At 41.6% G+C, this 14,403-nt stretch carries 14 protein-coding genes; 6 read left to right on the top strand and 8 right to left on the bottom strand.

Annotated features, from left to right (window positions below; all coding sequences use genetic code 11):
• The 6 genes from prmA to rsmD all read right to left on the bottom strand — a co-directional run bounded on the left by prmA (position 1) and on the right by rsmD (position 6,260).
• On the bottom strand, positions 1-882 hold the full coding sequence (gene prmA / locus L3V38_RS15715; RefSeq protein ID WP_237119966.1) for a 50S ribosomal protein L11 methyltransferase: 882 nt from the start codon (positions 880-882) through the stop codon (positions 1-3).
• Positions 883-947: 65 nt separating this feature from the next.
• The gene (gene rpoD, locus L3V38_RS15710; protein WP_130149456.1) at positions 948-2,807 is read right to left on the bottom strand and encodes an RNA polymerase sigma factor RpoD; all 1,860 of its coding nucleotides are present in this window, start codon (positions 2,805-2,807) and stop codon (positions 948-950) included.
• Positions 2,808-2,926: 119 nt separating this feature from the next.
• Entirely contained in the window at positions 2,927-4,678 is a 1,752-nt protein-coding gene (gene dnaG / locus L3V38_RS15705; protein WP_237120081.1) for a DNA primase, read from the bottom strand.
• A gap of 135 nt (positions 4,679-4,813) precedes the next feature.
• Positions 4,814-5,260: a GatB/YqeY domain-containing protein gene (locus tag L3V38_RS15700; protein ID WP_062568695.1), complete on the bottom strand. Its 447-nt coding sequence runs from the start codon at positions 5,258-5,260 to the stop codon at positions 4,814-4,816.
• Between the two features lie 21 nt (positions 5,261-5,281).
• Positions 5,282-5,497, bottom strand: coding sequence for a 30S ribosomal protein S21 (gene rpsU / locus L3V38_RS15695; RefSeq protein ID WP_002957797.1), 216 nt, complete (start codon positions 5,495-5,497; stop codon positions 5,282-5,284).
• 145 nt (positions 5,498-5,642) lie between these two features.
• On the bottom strand, positions 5,643-6,260 hold the full coding sequence (gene rsmD / locus L3V38_RS15690) for a 16S rRNA (guanine(966)-N(2))-methyltransferase RsmD (RefSeq protein WP_237119965.1): 618 nt from the start codon (positions 6,258-6,260) through the stop codon (positions 5,643-5,645).
• Between the two features lie 211 nt (positions 6,261-6,471).
• Here rsmD and ftsY point away from each other — a divergent pair, with 211 nt between their 5' ends.
• From ftsY to glsB, 5 genes are all read left to right on the top strand, one after another.
• Positions 6,472-8,283 (top strand): signal recognition particle-docking protein FtsY, encoded by a 1,812-nt coding sequence (gene ftsY, locus L3V38_RS15685; RefSeq protein WP_237119964.1) that lies wholly within the window; start codon positions 6,472-6,474, stop codon positions 8,281-8,283.
• 55 nt (positions 8,284-8,338) lie between these two features.
• On the top strand, positions 8,339-9,016 hold the full coding sequence (gene ftsE / locus L3V38_RS15680) for a cell division ATP-binding protein FtsE (RefSeq protein ID WP_062568697.1): 678 nt from the start codon (positions 8,339-8,341) through the stop codon (positions 9,014-9,016).
• Complete coding sequence (gene ftsX / locus L3V38_RS15675; RefSeq protein ID WP_237119963.1) at positions 9,013-9,999, top strand: permease-like cell division protein FtsX; 987 nt, start codon at positions 9,013-9,015, stop codon at positions 9,997-9,999. The genes ftsE and ftsX overlap by 4 nt, the downstream gene beginning before the upstream one ends.
• A 239-nt stretch (positions 10,000-10,238) precedes the next feature.
• Positions 10,239-11,102 (top strand): RNA polymerase sigma factor RpoH, encoded by an 864-nt coding sequence (rpoH, locus tag L3V38_RS15670; RefSeq protein WP_130149461.1) that lies wholly within the window; start codon positions 10,239-10,241, stop codon positions 11,100-11,102.
• A 78-nt stretch (positions 11,103-11,180) separates the two neighbouring features.
• Positions 11,181-12,101 carry a glutaminase B gene (glsB, locus tag L3V38_RS15665; RefSeq protein ID WP_237119962.1) on the top strand — a complete coding sequence of 307 codons (921 nt, stop codon included), beginning with the start codon at positions 11,181-11,183 and terminating at the stop codon, positions 12,099-12,101.
• Between the two features lie 6 nt (positions 12,102-12,107).
• On the opposite strand, the gene L3V38_RS15660 is transcribed toward glsB, so the two are convergent.
• Entirely contained in the window at positions 12,108-13,412 is a 1,305-nt protein-coding gene (locus L3V38_RS15660) for an inosine/guanosine kinase (RefSeq protein ID WP_237119961.1), read from the bottom strand.
• A 231-nt stretch (positions 13,413-13,643) separates the two neighbouring features.
• Between L3V38_RS15660 and tadA the strand changes: the two genes are divergently transcribed.
• The gene (tadA, locus tag L3V38_RS15655) at positions 13,644-14,141 is read left to right on the top strand and encodes a tRNA adenosine(34) deaminase TadA (protein ID WP_237119960.1); all 498 of its coding nucleotides are present in this window, start codon (positions 13,644-13,646) and stop codon (positions 14,139-14,141) included.
• Here the strand turns inward: tadA and L3V38_RS15650 are convergent, their stop codons facing one another.
• Positions 14,142-14,315, bottom strand: coding sequence for a hypothetical protein (locus L3V38_RS15650; RefSeq protein WP_162898022.1), 174 nt, complete (start codon positions 14,313-14,315; stop codon positions 14,142-14,144). It lies immediately after the preceding gene.
• Between the last annotated feature and the right edge of the window lie 88 nt (positions 14,316-14,403).

Below are 14,403 nucleotides of genomic sequence, written 5' to 3'. Positions count from 1 at the left end.
TTATGCCTTTTTTGTGCCGCTCACGCGTGTCCATTCACCTTCAATGGCGATATCATCAAGGGCTAAAAATGGGGCATAAACGTCGGCAACAGATTGAGCTTGCTCTTCTAAAATACCTGACATGGCAATTTTACCATTGGGTTTCAACAATCCTAAAATGACCTCATGAAGCTCTCTTAATGGTTGCGCAAGAATGTTTGCAACGACGATGTCAGCGCTAAATTCAGGCTGATCTTCTGGCAAGTAGACTTCAAGTTTGTCGGCCACGCCATTACGCTCGGCATTATCGCGGCTCGCTTCAATGGCTTGTGGGTCAATATCGATACCGATCATACGCTCAGCACCTAGTTTTATGGCCGCTATGCCTAAAATACCCGAGCCGCAACCAAAGTCGACCACAGTTTTACCTGTTAGATCCTGGCTTTCCAGCCACTTCAAACATAGTGCAGTCGTTGCGTGTGTACCTGTACCAAATGCAAGGCCTGGGTCAAGTAATACGTTAACAGCGCTAGGATCAGGAATATCTCGCCAACTCGGACAGATCCATAAGCGCTCACCAAATTGAATCGGGTGGAAGTTGTCCATCCACTCACGTTCCCAGTCTTTGTCTTCAAGTTGTTCAATTTTATATACAAGCTTGTCAGCGAGTGTCGCTTCAGCTTTTAATGTCGACACTACACTGTCCATATCATGGTTAGCGTCATACAGGCCAATCACTGTAGTATCAGCCCATAGTTGAACGGTCCCCAGTTTTGGTTCGTAAATCGGGGTGTCTTTTGCATCAACATAAGTCACTGATGCACTACCTGTGTCCATCAGTAAATCACTGATCATGTCAGCATTATCAGCGTTTGCATTAATTCGAATTTGGATCCAAGCCATGATAATCTCTCGAATAGAAAAAAGGCCGCAACAGCGGCCTTTTAGTTATTAATAGTGCAGTGTAATTACTTAGCGTCTAAGAAGCTTTTCAGTAAGTCTGAGCGAGAAGGGTGACGTAATTTACGTAACGCTTTCGCTTCGATTTGACGAATACGTTCACGCGTTACGTCAAATTGTTTACCTACTTCTTCTAATGTATGGTCTGTGTTCATATCGATACCAAAACGCATACGAAGTACTTTCGCTTCACGCGCTGTTAAGCCAGCTAATACGTCATTGGTTGCACCACGTAGCGATTCCATCGTTGCAGAATCAATTGGCGAATCAATGGTCGTATCTTCAATGAAGTCACCTAAGTGCGAATCTTCATCATCACCGATTGGCGTTTCCATTGAAATAGGCTCTTTCGCGATTTTCAATACCTTACGAATTTTATCTTCAGGCATTAACATACGCTCAGCTAATTCTTCTGGATTAGGTTCGCGGCCCATTTCTTGTAACATTTGACGAGAAATACGATTTAGCTTGTTAATCGTTTCTATCATGTGCACAGGAATACGGATAGTACGTGCTTGGTCAGCAATTGAGCGTGTAATTGCTTGACGGATCCACCATGTTGCATAAGTTGAGAACTTATAACCACGACGATACTCGAACTTATCAACCGCCTTCATTAGACCAATATTACCTTCTTGAATAAGGTCTAAGAATTGTAGTCCACGGTTGGTATATTTTTTCGCAATCGAAATTACAAGACGTAAGTTAGCTTCTACCATTTCCTTTTTCGCACGGCGGGCTTTCGCTTCACCAATGCTCATACGGCGGTTGATGTCTTTAATACGTTCAATACTTAAACCAGTACTTTCTTCGATTGCGCTTAATTTTTGGATACAGCGAATGATCTCAGGTTTTACTTCTTCAAGCTTAACTGAGTGCTTTTCGTTAGCCGCAATTTCAAGGTCGATCCAGCTAGTATCTGTTTCATTATTAGCAAAGTGCTTAACGAACGTTTTCTTAGGAAGCTTAGCAATTTGAACCGCTTGCTTCATGATAAGACGTTCTTGAACACGCACTCTGTCCATCATTTCGCGCATGTTGTTTACCATGCGGTCAAACTGTTTTGGAACTAGCTTAAATGTTTTAAATAACTCGCCAATTTCGGTAATAGCAGCTAATGAGTCAGGATGAGAGCGACCTTTTTCTTCAAATGTATCACGCGCTTTATTATAAAGATCACGTAGATTTTCGAAGTGAATACGTGCTTCTTCAGGATCTGGTCCTGTATCAGCTTCATCATCATCACCGTCGTCATCATCATCACTGTCTTCATCATCACTATCATCGTCTTCTTCGTCTAACTGTTCTTCGTTTAACTCAGAACCGATATGCGTTGCTGAAATTTGTGATTCGTCTTCATTATTAGGATCGAAAAAGCCTGAAATAATGTCGCTTAAGCGCATTTCTTCAGCTTCAAATTTATCCCACTGCTCGAGTAGGTAAGTAATTGCTTCTGGGTATTCAGCAACTGAAATCTGAACTTGGTTGATACCTTCTTCGATACGCTTAGCGATTACAATTTCGCCTTCACGCGTAAGTAGTTCAACAGTACCCATTTCACGCATGTACATGCGGACAGGGTCAGTTGTTCGACCGATCTCTTTTTCTACAGTCGCAAGTGCAGCGGCCGCGGCTTCTGCTGCGTCTTCGTCTGTCGTTGTTTCTTGCATCATTAATTCATCGGCATCAGGTGCGTTTTCACTTACCTTGATACCCATATCATTAATCATGCTAATGATATCTTCTACCTGATCTGAGTCGATAATGTCTTGTGGAAGGTGATCATTAACTTCTGCAAAAGTTAAATAACCTTGCTCTTTACCTTTTTGAATCAGAAGCTTTAATTGTGACTGAGGAGTTGGATCCATAGAGATTTATTCTTCCACTCTGAAAGTTGATACAACAGGCGCCAGCTCGCTTTATAAGCGAAACGAAAACTAACTAGACGCAGTGAATAGCACAGTATAACAGCATAATTCAAATCTGACTAGCTGTTGCTGCCTTTTAACGCTTGTGTCAGTAAGTGACACTCAAGACGTTCTTCGCTTGTTAACCCTTGGGTCTTGTCTTTTATTAATAGGGTCTCTAGTCGATAATTTAAACACTGGTCTTCAATAAATTTAAAAGTATTTTTAAAAACAGTTTCTAAACGATCGTCATTTATTTGATGTTGCCAAGTTGCTAATTTAACAAGAGCATCATACTGCGCACTATCACGAAATGACTCAAGAATTTGTGCCGTGGTTATTCCTTGTCGCTCTAGTGCTAAGTGTTGGATATGTAAAAAAAGTTCAATACCGGCAATTTTCATTTCTGCCAATTCTGGCATATAAGCAATGCTGCTCGCTAAGTTTGGATGTTGCAATAAAATACCAATAGCTTGGCGCATTGGCGTGATTTTAAATTTACGTTCAATTGCATGTTGCTGCTTTGGTGATTTTACGCGGTTATTTAACTGTTCTCGCGTTCGACCAATTAAGCGGCCAAGGTGTTCTAAAATATTCTCTTGATAAAAATCACTGGGGATTTTTTCAATCAGCGGCAGGGCATCACTCAGTAATTTTGCTTTACCTGCATCTTGGGTTAGGTCAACCTCTTGGCTGAGCTTATTAAAGAGCACTTTACTAAAATCATCCGCGTCATTTAATCGTGCTTCAAAAGCGTCTTTGCCTTCTTTTTGTACCAGCGAGTCTGGATCTTCACCGTCAGGTAAAAATACAAATTGTAATGACTTCCCATCGGCAAGATAAGGAAGTGCATTCTCAAGGGCACGCCAAGCAGCATCGCGACCTGCACGGTCACCGTCGTAGCAGCAAATCACTTTATCTGTGGTTCTAAATAAAGTGTGCATATGTTCTGCGGTGGTTGCTGTACCAAGGGCTGCAACGGCATATTCGATACCTTGCTCAGCTAAAGCAACCACGTCCATATAACCTTCGACAATTAAAATATGGTCCAGTTTTTTATGAGCTTGCTTAGCTTCGTACAAGCCATAAAGTTCAAAACCTTTATGGAAAATACGCGTTTCCGGCGAGTTCAGGTATTTAGGTCCTTGATCCGCTTGCATAACACGGCCACCAAACGCGATTACCCGACCGCGTTTATCGCGAATAGGGAACATAAGTCGGTCACGGAAGAAGTCAAATTGGCGACCTGGTGACTTTTCAGATGCGAGTTTTAACTCTACTAGCTGTTCTTTTTGCTCTTTATTGCGACCTAGTTGCTGACACAGTGCTTCCCACTCACTCGGCGCATAGCCAATCATGAATTTTTTTGCCGTTTCGCCACTTAAACCACGACCTTTAATATAATCAATCACGGTTTTAGAATTAGCATGATGCTTTAATTGATGTTGATAAAAGCGTGCAGCATGGAGCATTAGATCGTAATCAGAGCGCTTTTGTTCAGCGGTACGTTGCGGGCCTGAACTTGTGCCTTGCTCGCGAGGTACGTCTAAATTAAGCATACTTGCTAATTCTTCAATAGCATCAACAAATTCTAGTTTGTCATATTCCATGACAAATGAAATGGCATTACCATTGGCACCACAACCAAAGCAATGATAAAACTGTTTATCTTGGGAGACGGTAAAAGAGGGGGTTTTTTCGTTATGAAAAGGACAACAAGCTTGGTAGTCTTTTCCCGCTTTTTTTAGGCCAACTTTTGAATCAATTAACTCAACAATATCGGTACGAGCGAGTAAATCATCAATAAACTGTCGAGGGATTTTTCCGGCCATGGCTGTTGTTTTTTCCTGCACTATTTTTGCATTTAAAGTAAGATTTGAACACAAAAGGTGATTATATAAAAGCTCAAAAGCAAGAAACCGAGCACTAGGCTCGGTTTACTTGAATCATACATCTGTATGTGGGGGTTAGGCAGTTAATCGTTGCTTGATTAAGCCAGAAATCTTACCTAAATCGGCACGACCTTCAGCTTTGCTTTTGATCACTCCCATTACCTTACCCATGTCTTGCATACCCGCTGCATTTGTATCAGCAATAGCCGAGTCAATAAGTGCTATGATTTCTTCTTCACTCAATTGTTGAGGTAAGAATTCTTCAAGAGCTTTAATCTCATTGGCTTCAATTTCAGCTAAATCTTCACGACCCGCATCAATATACTGGGTGTAAGAGTCGCGACGCTGTTTTACAAGCTTCACTAAAACAGCGGTAATACCGTCGTCGTCTAGCGTGATTTGCTCGTCAATTTCACGTTGCTTGATAGCAGCAAGTACCATGCGGATAGGCTTAAGACGTTCTTTATCTTTTGCCTTCATCGCATCTTTTTGCGCATCTTTTAGCGTTAATAAAAGGCTCATTTATACAAGACCAAATACTGATTAGTATAATTTAACGCGACGTGCGTTATCGCGAGAAAGCTTCTTCATGTGACGCTTTACTGCAGCAGCTTTTTTACGCTTACGCTCAGCTGTTGGTTTTTCATAGTGCTCGCGACGACGAACTTCTGAAAGGATACCTGCTTTTTCACATGAACGCTTGAAGCGACGAAGTGCTACGTCAAACGGTTCGTTCTCTCTTACTTTAATTACTGGCATTAAAAATTCACCTACCTAAATAATGAGCGTTGCTCAAGTTGATCGAATAACGATCAAGTGGTTCAAAAATGGTGCGGTATTGTAATCCGAAGCAACACCACATGTAAAGGATAATATTAACAGAAACTAGGATGGCAAAACAGCGTTAATTTGCCGCGCGTTGATACAAACGACAAATTACTTGTCCTGCTGATTTTTCTTTTAATAGCAACCAGTTACTAGGAGTCTCTAGGCTTTTTAGTTCGCTCTCAACTTCTACATAAATTAACGCTTGCTCAGTTAACCATTGATTTGATTCGAGTAATACACAACTTTTTTCGGCCAAGTTTTGACGAAAAGGTGGGTCAACAAAAACTAGATCAAACTTTTTATTTTTATCATTATTATCTAAAAGCGCTAGGCTATTGCCCTGTTTTACAGTGGCATTATCAAGTTGCAAAGTGGCTATGTTGTTGTTTAGCTGTGCTGCTGCGCTTTTATCAAGCTCAAAAAAGACAGTATGTGCCGCAAACCGAGAAAGCGCTTCAAAACCAAGCCCTCCAGATCCTGCATAGCAATCGAGTACGTTTGCACCTCGGGTATCTTGCATTAACCAATTAAACACGGTTTCTTTTATTCGATCCGTTGTTGGGCGTAAGCCTTGTACATCTTTGACCGGAAGTTTTCTACCGCGAAATTGACCGCTAATGATGCGAATAAAGCCATTGCTTGACTTATTGCTTGTCGCTTTAATTTGGCGATTAGGTGTTGATTTTTTTCTCATTTAACTCACTAATAAATGGTAACTGATACCTAGCTCAGATAATATTGTGCTTTATAGCTAGTGTGTCATTTTTCTACTGCACTAAAAGTGTTACTATTAGTGTCTTAGCGATAGATGGTACCCGTTTTGGTTTGGCTGAAAGTAGCTGAACTATCACCAACCTATTATTCATGTAAGTTTATCAGATTTTTATAAGTGGTTATTAGCAAGTATGGCAAAAAAAAATAAATTCTTGTCTTGGTTTGGTTTTGGCAAATCAGAAAAACAACAAACAGAGCAAGCAGCAAAAGAGGCTGATAACCAGAAGCAATTAGAAGAACAACAGCGTATTGAAGCCGAAAAAGCGGAAGCTGAACGTTTAGAACAAGAACGTATCGCAGCAGAAAAAGCGGAAGCTGAACGTTTAGAGCAAGAGCGTATTGCAGCCGAAAAGGCCGAAGCTGAGCGTTTAGAGCAAGAACGCGTTGCTGCTGAAAAAGCAGAGCGTGAAGCAGAGCAAGCTGCTGCAGAAAAGGCAGAAACTGAACGTTTAGAACAAGAGCGTATCGCAGCAGAAAAAGCGGAAGCTGAACGTTTAGAGCAAGAGCAGCAAGCGGCAGAGCAAGAGCGCCGTGAACAACAAGCTCGCCTTGCTGAGCAAGAAGCCGCAATGAAATTAGAGCAAGAACGCGTTGCTGCTGAAAAGGCGCAGCGTGAAGCTGAGCAAGCTGCTGCAGAAAAGGCAGAAGCAGAGCGTTTAGAACAAGAGCGTATTGCAGCAGAAAAGCTAGAGGCTGAGCGTTTAGAGCAAGAGCGTATTGCTGCAGAAAAGGCAGAAGCGGAACGTTTAGAGCAAGAACGCATTGCTGCAGAAAGGGCAGAAGCTGAGCGTTTAGAACAAGAGCGCATTGCGGCAGAAAAGGCAGAGGCTGAGCGTTTAGAGCAAGAGCGTATTGCTGCAGAAAAGGCAGAAGCTGAGCGTTTAGAACAAGAGCGCATTGCTGCAGAAAAGGCTGAAGCTGAACGTTTAGATCAAGAACGGATCGCAGCAGATGAGGCTGAGCGTGTAGAGCAAGAGAAAGCTGCACAAGCCGCAGCTGAAAAACCAAAGAAAGAAGGTTTCTTCGCACGCCTTAAAAAAGGTCTATTAAAAACTCGCGTTAATATTGGCTCTGGCTTTGCCTCTATCTTTAGCGGTAAGAAAATAGACGATGAGTTATTCGAAGAACTAGAAACACAGCTATTAACAGCAGATTTAGGTGTTGATACAACAATGAAGTTGATTGATAACCTAACTGATGCAGCGGATCGTAAGCAGTTAAAAGATGGTGATGCTCTTTATGAGTTAATGAAGCAAGAAATGGCTGATATGCTTAAAACTGCTGAGCAACCGTTGGTTGTATCAGGTGATAAAAAGCCATTTGTGATCTTAATGGTGGGTGTCAATGGCGTTGGTAAAACAACGACTATCGGTAAACTTGCGAAGCAATTCCAAAATGAAGGTAAGTCGGTCATGTTAGCCGCAGGTGATACCTTCCGTGCTGCAGCTGTTGAGCAGCTACAAGTATGGGGTGAGCGTAACAGCATCCCGGTCATTGCTCAGCACACTGGCGCAGACAGTGCCTCTGTTGTATTTGATGCTTTTCAAGCGGCAAAAGCACGTAATGTTGATGTGTTAATCGCTGATACAGCAGGGCGTTTGCAAAATAAAGATAACCTTATGCAAGAGCTTGAAAAAATAGCTCGCGTAATGAAAAAAATAGACCCTGATGCACCGCATGAAGTAATGTTAACAATTGATGCGGGTACGGGCCAGAATGCGATTAGCCAAGTAAAACTTTTTAATGAATGCGTTGGTTTAACCGGTATCACATTATCTAAGTTAGATGGTACGGCAAAAGGTGGAGTCATCTTTGCTGTAGCAGATAAGTTTAATATTCCAATTCGTTACATAGGTGTTGGTGAAGGAATTGACGACCTTCGGACCTTTAACAGTAATGACTTCATTGATGCGCTGTTTAGCCAAGATGAGGACGATGCATAACTAATTAAAAAGGGAGTTAACTCCCTTTTTAGCTGTAAGATGATTGATAATTAAAATGATAAATTTTCAGCAAGTCAGTAAAACCTATCCGGGGGGCCATCGTGCCCTTGAAAAAGTCAGCTTTCATATTAAGCCCGGCGAGCTTGCTTTTTTAACAGGCCATAGTGGTGCTGGTAAAAGTACTTTGTTAAAGCTCATTAGCCTCATGGAGCGCCCATCAGCAGGGCAGGTACTAATAAATGGTGTGGATTTAAATGCCGTTAAATCACGCCAGGTCCCGTATATTCGTCGTGATATTGGTATTATTTTTCAGAACCATCGCCTTTTAGAGCGTTATTCTGTATTTGATAACGTTGCCTTACCGCTTGTGATTGAAGGAACGCATCACAAGCAAATTGCTAAACGTGTTCATGGTGCACTGGATAAGGTTGGCTTGCTCGATAAGGCTAAATGTAGTCCTGCTACTTTATCTGGTGGTGAGCAACAGCGTGTAGGGATCGCCAGAGCGATTGTTAATTCGCCACCAATTTTATTAGCTGATGAACCAACAGGTAATTTAGATCCTGAGCTTTCAATGGATATCCTGCGCTTATTCGAGGATTTTAACCACCATGGTACAACGGTATTAATTGCAACTCATGATATTGGCTTGATTGCGCGTATGCGCTACCGCAGCCTCACGTTAAAGGATGGTCGAATGATTCAAGATCCGTTAGCGGAGGAAACATTATGAGTTTATTATTCAAAAGTCGCTCAAGCCAAACAGAGGGACAACAAAAATCATTTTTTGCTTCGCCTTACTTTTTTATAATGAACCTTATTCGACAAGGTGTGCATAGTTTAGGTGAAATGTGGCGAACACCTCTTGCATCACTGATGACGATTGCTGTTTTAGGCTTGAGTTTAACTTTACCTGCCACTTTGTATTTAGTGGTTAAAAATGTATCTCAAGTGAGTAGTGGCTTTGAAGAAGCGGCAGAAATTTCGTTGTTTGTTAAAGAAAGTATGACTCAGCAACAAACGCAGACCCTAGTGAAACGTTTAGCTCTTTATCCTGAGATCGATAAAGTGGAGTTTATTTCAAAAGGGGATGCACTTACTGAGTTTAAACAGGTATCTGGTTTTGGCCAAGCACTGGAATACCTTGATGCAAATCCACTGCCTGATGTTGTTATCGTTACGCCTACCATTCGTCACCGTCAACCCAATGCAGCAGAGCAATTACTTAAAAAACTAGAGGCTGAGCGTGAGGTTGATTTTGGTAAGCTTGATATCGCGTGGCTCGAGCGTTTGAATGCGCTATTAAGCTTATTAAAAGAGAGCGTAATCACTATTGCCCTACTATTATTAACCTCTGTTACTTTAATCATTGGTAATACTATCCGCTTATCGATAATGGACAAAAAAGAAGAAATTCAAGTGATGAAGCTAGTCGGTGCGACAAACACCTTTATTCATGCGCCATTTTTATGGACAGGAGTTTGGTACGGTATTATTGGTGGTTTGTTCTCTTTTATTTGTGTTGCTCTAATGATGTGGTGGCTAGGCAGTGCGGTTAGTGAAGTGGCGGGCGTCTATGAAACCAGCTTTGATTTAATCGGTCTGACAATGTCGGAATTCGGCGTTTTAGTTGCACTTGCAACAGCACTCGGCTTTGTCGGGTCTTACTTATCAGTTAGCCGCTATATAAAAGAAATAGAACCCGATAAAGTATAACAATAAAGTGTAACAATTCGTTGTTACACTGCTCTATTAGCACTAAATAAAAGCAGTAATAAATTTATCGCTCTTTCAATCAAAGCTAGAATTCACCGCATATTCAGCGTGTTAGCGTAGACTAAAAATAGATAAAAAAACCACTTGATCTGAGGTTCAAAAAAGTTTTTAATTGAAATTAGCACTCTCGCTTAAAGAGTGCTAAGATGGTTTTAAAATGTTTATCACTGAGGTGAAAAATGAGTAAAGATTTATACGCAATGGCACTTACTGTAGGTCAACAAAGCGCAAGTATGGATGGCTATCTTCAAGCTGTTAGCACGATTCCTATGCTTGATGCTGAGAAAGAAAAACAGTTAGCGACACGTCTTCAGGAAGAAGGTGATCTTGATGCTGCAAAGCAACTCATTATGTCACATCTTCGCTTTGTTGCTCACATTGCAAAAAGCTATTCGGGCTATGGTCTACCGCAAGCTGATTTGATTCAAGAAGGTAACATCGGTCTGATGAAAGCGGTAAAACGCTTTGACCCAAGTGTCGGTGTTCGTTTGGTCTCATTCGCAGTACACTGGATCAAAGCAGAAATTCACGAATACGTATTAAAAAACTGGCGTATCGTGAAAGTTGCAACAACAAAAGCGCAACGCAAATTATTCTTCAATCTACGTAAAAACAAAAAACGTTTAGGTTGGTTCAACCAAGCTGAGGTTAGTACCGTTGCTAACGAGCTGGGTGTTAGTGAAAAAGAAGTACGTGAGATGGAATCACGTATGAGCGGCCAAGATATGGGCTTTGATTTAACGGGCGACGATAATGATGACGCACCGACAAGCACATATTCGCCAGTACAGTATTTAACAGATGGCAGCGCTGACCTTGCTGATGATATTGAAGAGCAGCAATGGCAAGAGCAATCTCATGCACGTTTATTCAGCGCATTAAAAACCCTTGATGAGCGCTCGCAAGATATCGTTAGTGCGCGCTGGTTAGCAGATGATAAAGCAACACTGCAAGAGCTTGCTGAAAAATACAATGTTTCAGCAGAGCGTGTTCGTCAGCTAGAGAAAACAGCGATGAAAAAATTGCAAACAGCAATGAGTTAATTTAAGAGTAAAACTGAACCATCTCTAGTAGACTACAGAGCCTCGCAAATGCGGGGCTTTTTGTTTTAAGGACGCGGTATGTCACAGATTGATTATCAACATGTATTAGATGAAATAACCAAAGAAGTTCAGCCATTACTGAACCAAGGTAAGGTTGCTGACTATATTCCTGCGCTAGCAGAGGTTGAGCCAAATCAGTTCGCTATAGCGATTCATACCGTAGATGGTCAAACTTACTGCGGTGGTGACTGTAGTGCGCGTTTTACTATTCAATCAGTTTCTAAAGTAATGACCCTGACTTTGGCGCTTCAGCGTTATGGGGATGAGCTGTGGCAGCGAGTAGGTAAAGAGCCTTCTGGTACAGCGTTTAACTCACTGACCCAACTTGAGTTTGAACACGGCATCCCACGTAACCCATTTATTAATGCTGGTGCCATTGTGACATGTGATGCGCTTTACAGTCGACTGTCTGCACCGATGCATTCTATGCTTGAATCATTTCGGCAGTTATCAGGGAATCCAAGCGTCATAATCGACAAAAAAGTGGCTAACTCTGAATATGAATTTCGTCATCGCAATGCGGCCATGGCACATTTAATGAAATCATTTGGTAATTTTAATAACGAAGTAGATGATGTCTTATGGGCCTATTTTAATTTCTGTGCCATCGAATTGAACTGCGTTGAATTAGCAAAAGCTTACAATTATCTCGCTAATCAGGGCAAGGATGCCAATGGCAATAAAGTACTGAGTGCAAGGCAAAATAAACAACTTAATTCGTTACTGTTTACCAGTGGTTTATACGATGCAGCGGGGGATTTCGGCTACCGTGTAGGCATGCCCGGAAAATCAGGGGTATCCGGAACAATCTTAGCAGTGCTACCTAATCAGTTTACGATTGCGGTATGGGCACCACGCTTAAATTCATATGGAAACTCAGTGGCTGGGATAGCGGCTCTTGAGCGCTTATCCCAGAAACTGGATATTTCGATTTTTTAGTCGTGGTTACTGATCCCAGTAAACTTGCTCTAAACAATCTTCGCGTTCAGGTAAACCACGCGATAAACGTGGTGAATGCTGAACAAGTACTTCATAACTTGCACGGTTCGCGTATTTACTAATTTGTGCAAGCGATGAGTAAGTCATAGCAGGTTGCTGATGCTTCGCTGAGTTTGCCACATTGAGTTTGTGGTACACATTCGCTGATAAATCATGTAATACCGCAGCCAACGCGCAATCACCTGCGCCATTGGTATTTTTAATGCTATCAGGACCACCCATAAATGGCGCAGTGTGGCTATATGCACGAATTGGTTTTTGGCAGTCCTCTTTACGCATTGCGCGCGAAAACTCGTAACGGTTAAAATCTGCGATTGCACCTGGTAGAAGTGGGTATTCTGTTTCACGCTTGAATGAATCATCGACATAACCGGCCATAAATAAGCCTTTTTCGCCGGCTGTGCATATCACTAAGTCAGTCCAATCAAGCGCTTTATCTGCTGCAAGAAGCGGATCTTCAAAACCTGTAATGGCTAGACCTTCTTCCTCGTTCATCGCAAGAATATCAACATGTTCCTTAACAAATTCAGCCCACCAAGTAGGGTCTTGTTCAATTAAGAACTTAGTACCGAGTGTTAATACCACGGGGACACCTGCATCATTAGCATACTTCACAGCCTGCATTGTTGCGTCAGTCATGGTTTCATCGCCCTGTGTACGCATTAAGTAGGCGCTGATCACCAATGCTGATGAGTTCTCTATGAGTTCTTTATCAATTGATTCAGGGCGAAGGTGGTTCATAAGACCTGCACTGATGGCAAAAGTACGCTCACCCGTTTCGTCAATCAAGGTAAAGCAGCGCCCAATAGGCCCATCAACAGGTTGCAAATAATCAAGATCTACGCGGCTAGAGGTATTACATAAAAAGCGGTATGCATAACTACCAATTTTGATATTCTCACTCATAACACCCAGCAATACTGAGCGGTCATCAGCAAGCGTCGAATAATTGTGCATTGTGTTGCCAATAGTGCCACCAGCAAACTCATAATCGACCATGTTATTGAGCTTTAAACGGTCGTATAAGGCATTGGTTATATCGTTATCAATGACTTGCGACATACCGCGGCGCAATTGAAATTCATCAAGGAAAGCTTGATCAACTTTAGCTTCAATGTCGACCACAATTTGGTCGATACCGGTTATGTAACTACGTTGTAGTCGTTCCGTTGAGTTGAGTTGATTAGTAAGTGGATCTTTAGCTTCCACTGGAAAATAATGTTTATGCCTGCGGCGTCCAGGAAATTTCATTTGCTACCCGTGTATTGATATCAATTGCAAATTGTAAATCAACAAATTTACCTAGTTGAATTGCTATTAGCGAAATAAAAAAAGCGCGAGATTATAGCGCAATATGGGTCCATTGAGCCATGAAAAAGCCACTAAAATTTGCGTTAATTTTTTAGTGTAGCAGTATTTATTGCCCTTTTTATTGACTAACTAGGTATAATTACTCACAGTTTTACAAGTTTTGTGTGATTTATGAGCGAACAATATAATGATGAGTATTGGATGGAAAAAGCCCTCACTTTTGCAAGTAAAGCAGAAGCGATTGATGAAATTCCTGTTGGTGCAGTTCTGGTAAAAGATAATCAACTCATAGCTTATGGTTATAACCGCTCAATTACTGATAATGACCCTTCAGCTCATGCTGAAATGATAGCTATACGTGAAGGGGGTAAAGTACTTAATAACTATCGTTTGGTTGATTGTACTTTATACGTGACCTTAGAACCTTGCTCTATGTGTGCAGGATTATTGGTGCATAGCCGTATCAAACGTTTAGTATTTGGTGCTAAAGATGCAAAAACAGGATCTGCAGGGTCAATTATGAACCTATTACAAGAACCAAGACTAAATCATCAAGTTGAAGTAACCAGTGATGTAATGAGTGAACAGTGTGGGGCGGTAATTTCAGCGTTTTTTAAACGCCGTAGAGAAGAGAAAAAAGCGGCAAAGCTTGCTGCTCGCAACGCCTAGTTAAACAACCGGCGTTGCTGGGGTTTCTTGTGCTTCCATTAATTGCATTGCAAATAAACGGCGGCGCCAAATAACTTTTTTGTGTGTATTACGTAGCATGATTCGACGGCGTGTTGCTGTAGAGTAAATCACATTACGCTTAAATTTATGTGTGGTACGTCTTCTTTTTAACATGTGAGCTCCTAAAGTGAGAGAAAGCATGGCATGAATTATGACATTGTCCTAGAAGATAATGATCATTTGATGACAAGTAAACTGATTT

This window comes from Pseudoalteromonas sp. L1 (assembly GCF_021728095.1).
Taxonomy (GTDB): domain Bacteria; phylum Pseudomonadota; class Gammaproteobacteria; order Enterobacterales; family Alteromonadaceae; genus Pseudoalteromonas.
This window is presented reverse-complemented; position numbering and strand designations above follow the sequence as displayed.

Excerpts from the sequence above, each read along its gene's own strand:
- ftsX (WP_237119963.1), top strand. The coding sequence starts at position 9,013 with ATGAGTTTATTATTCAAAAGTCGCTCAAGCCAAACAGAGGGACAACAA.
- dnaG (WP_237120081.1), bottom strand. The coding sequence starts at position 4,678 with ATGGCCGGAAAAATCCCTCGACAGTTTATTGATGATTTACTCGCTCGT.
- prmA (WP_237119966.1), bottom strand. The coding sequence starts at position 882 with ATGGCTTGGATCCAAATTCGAATTAATGCAAACGCTGATAATGCTGAC.
- rsmD (WP_237119965.1), bottom strand. The coding sequence starts at position 6,260 with ATGAGAAAAAAATCAACACCTAATCGCCAAATTAAAGCGACAAGCAAT.
- rpoD (WP_130149456.1), bottom strand. The coding sequence starts at position 2,807 with ATGGATCCAACTCCTCAGTCACAATTAAAGCTTCTGATTCAAAAAGGT.
- tadA (WP_237119960.1), top strand. The coding sequence starts at position 13,644 with ATGAGCGAACAATATAATGATGAGTATTGGATGGAAAAAGCCCTCACT.
- ftsY (WP_237119964.1), top strand. The coding sequence starts at position 6,472 with ATGGCAAAAAAAAATAAATTCTTGTCTTGGTTTGGTTTTGGCAAATCA.
- ftsE (WP_062568697.1), top strand. The coding sequence starts at position 8,339 with ATGATAAATTTTCAGCAAGTCAGTAAAACCTATCCGGGGGGCCATCGT.
- L3V38_RS15650 (WP_162898022.1), bottom strand. The coding sequence starts at position 14,315 with ATGTTAAAAAGAAGACGTACCACACATAAATTTAAGCGTAATGTGATT.
- L3V38_RS15660 (WP_237119961.1), bottom strand. The coding sequence starts at position 13,412 with ATGAAATTTCCTGGACGCCGCAGGCATAAACATTATTTTCCAGTGGAA.
- rpoH (WP_130149461.1), top strand. The coding sequence starts at position 10,239 with ATGAGTAAAGATTTATACGCAATGGCACTTACTGTAGGTCAACAAAGC.
- L3V38_RS15700 (WP_062568695.1), bottom strand. The coding sequence starts at position 5,260 with ATGAGCCTTTTATTAACGCTAAAAGATGCGCAAAAAGATGCGATGAAG.
- rpsU (WP_002957797.1), bottom strand. The coding sequence starts at position 5,497 with ATGCCAGTAATTAAAGTAAGAGAGAACGAACCGTTTGACGTAGCACTT.
- glsB (WP_237119962.1), top strand. The coding sequence starts at position 11,181 with ATGTCACAGATTGATTATCAACATGTATTAGATGAAATAACCAAAGAA.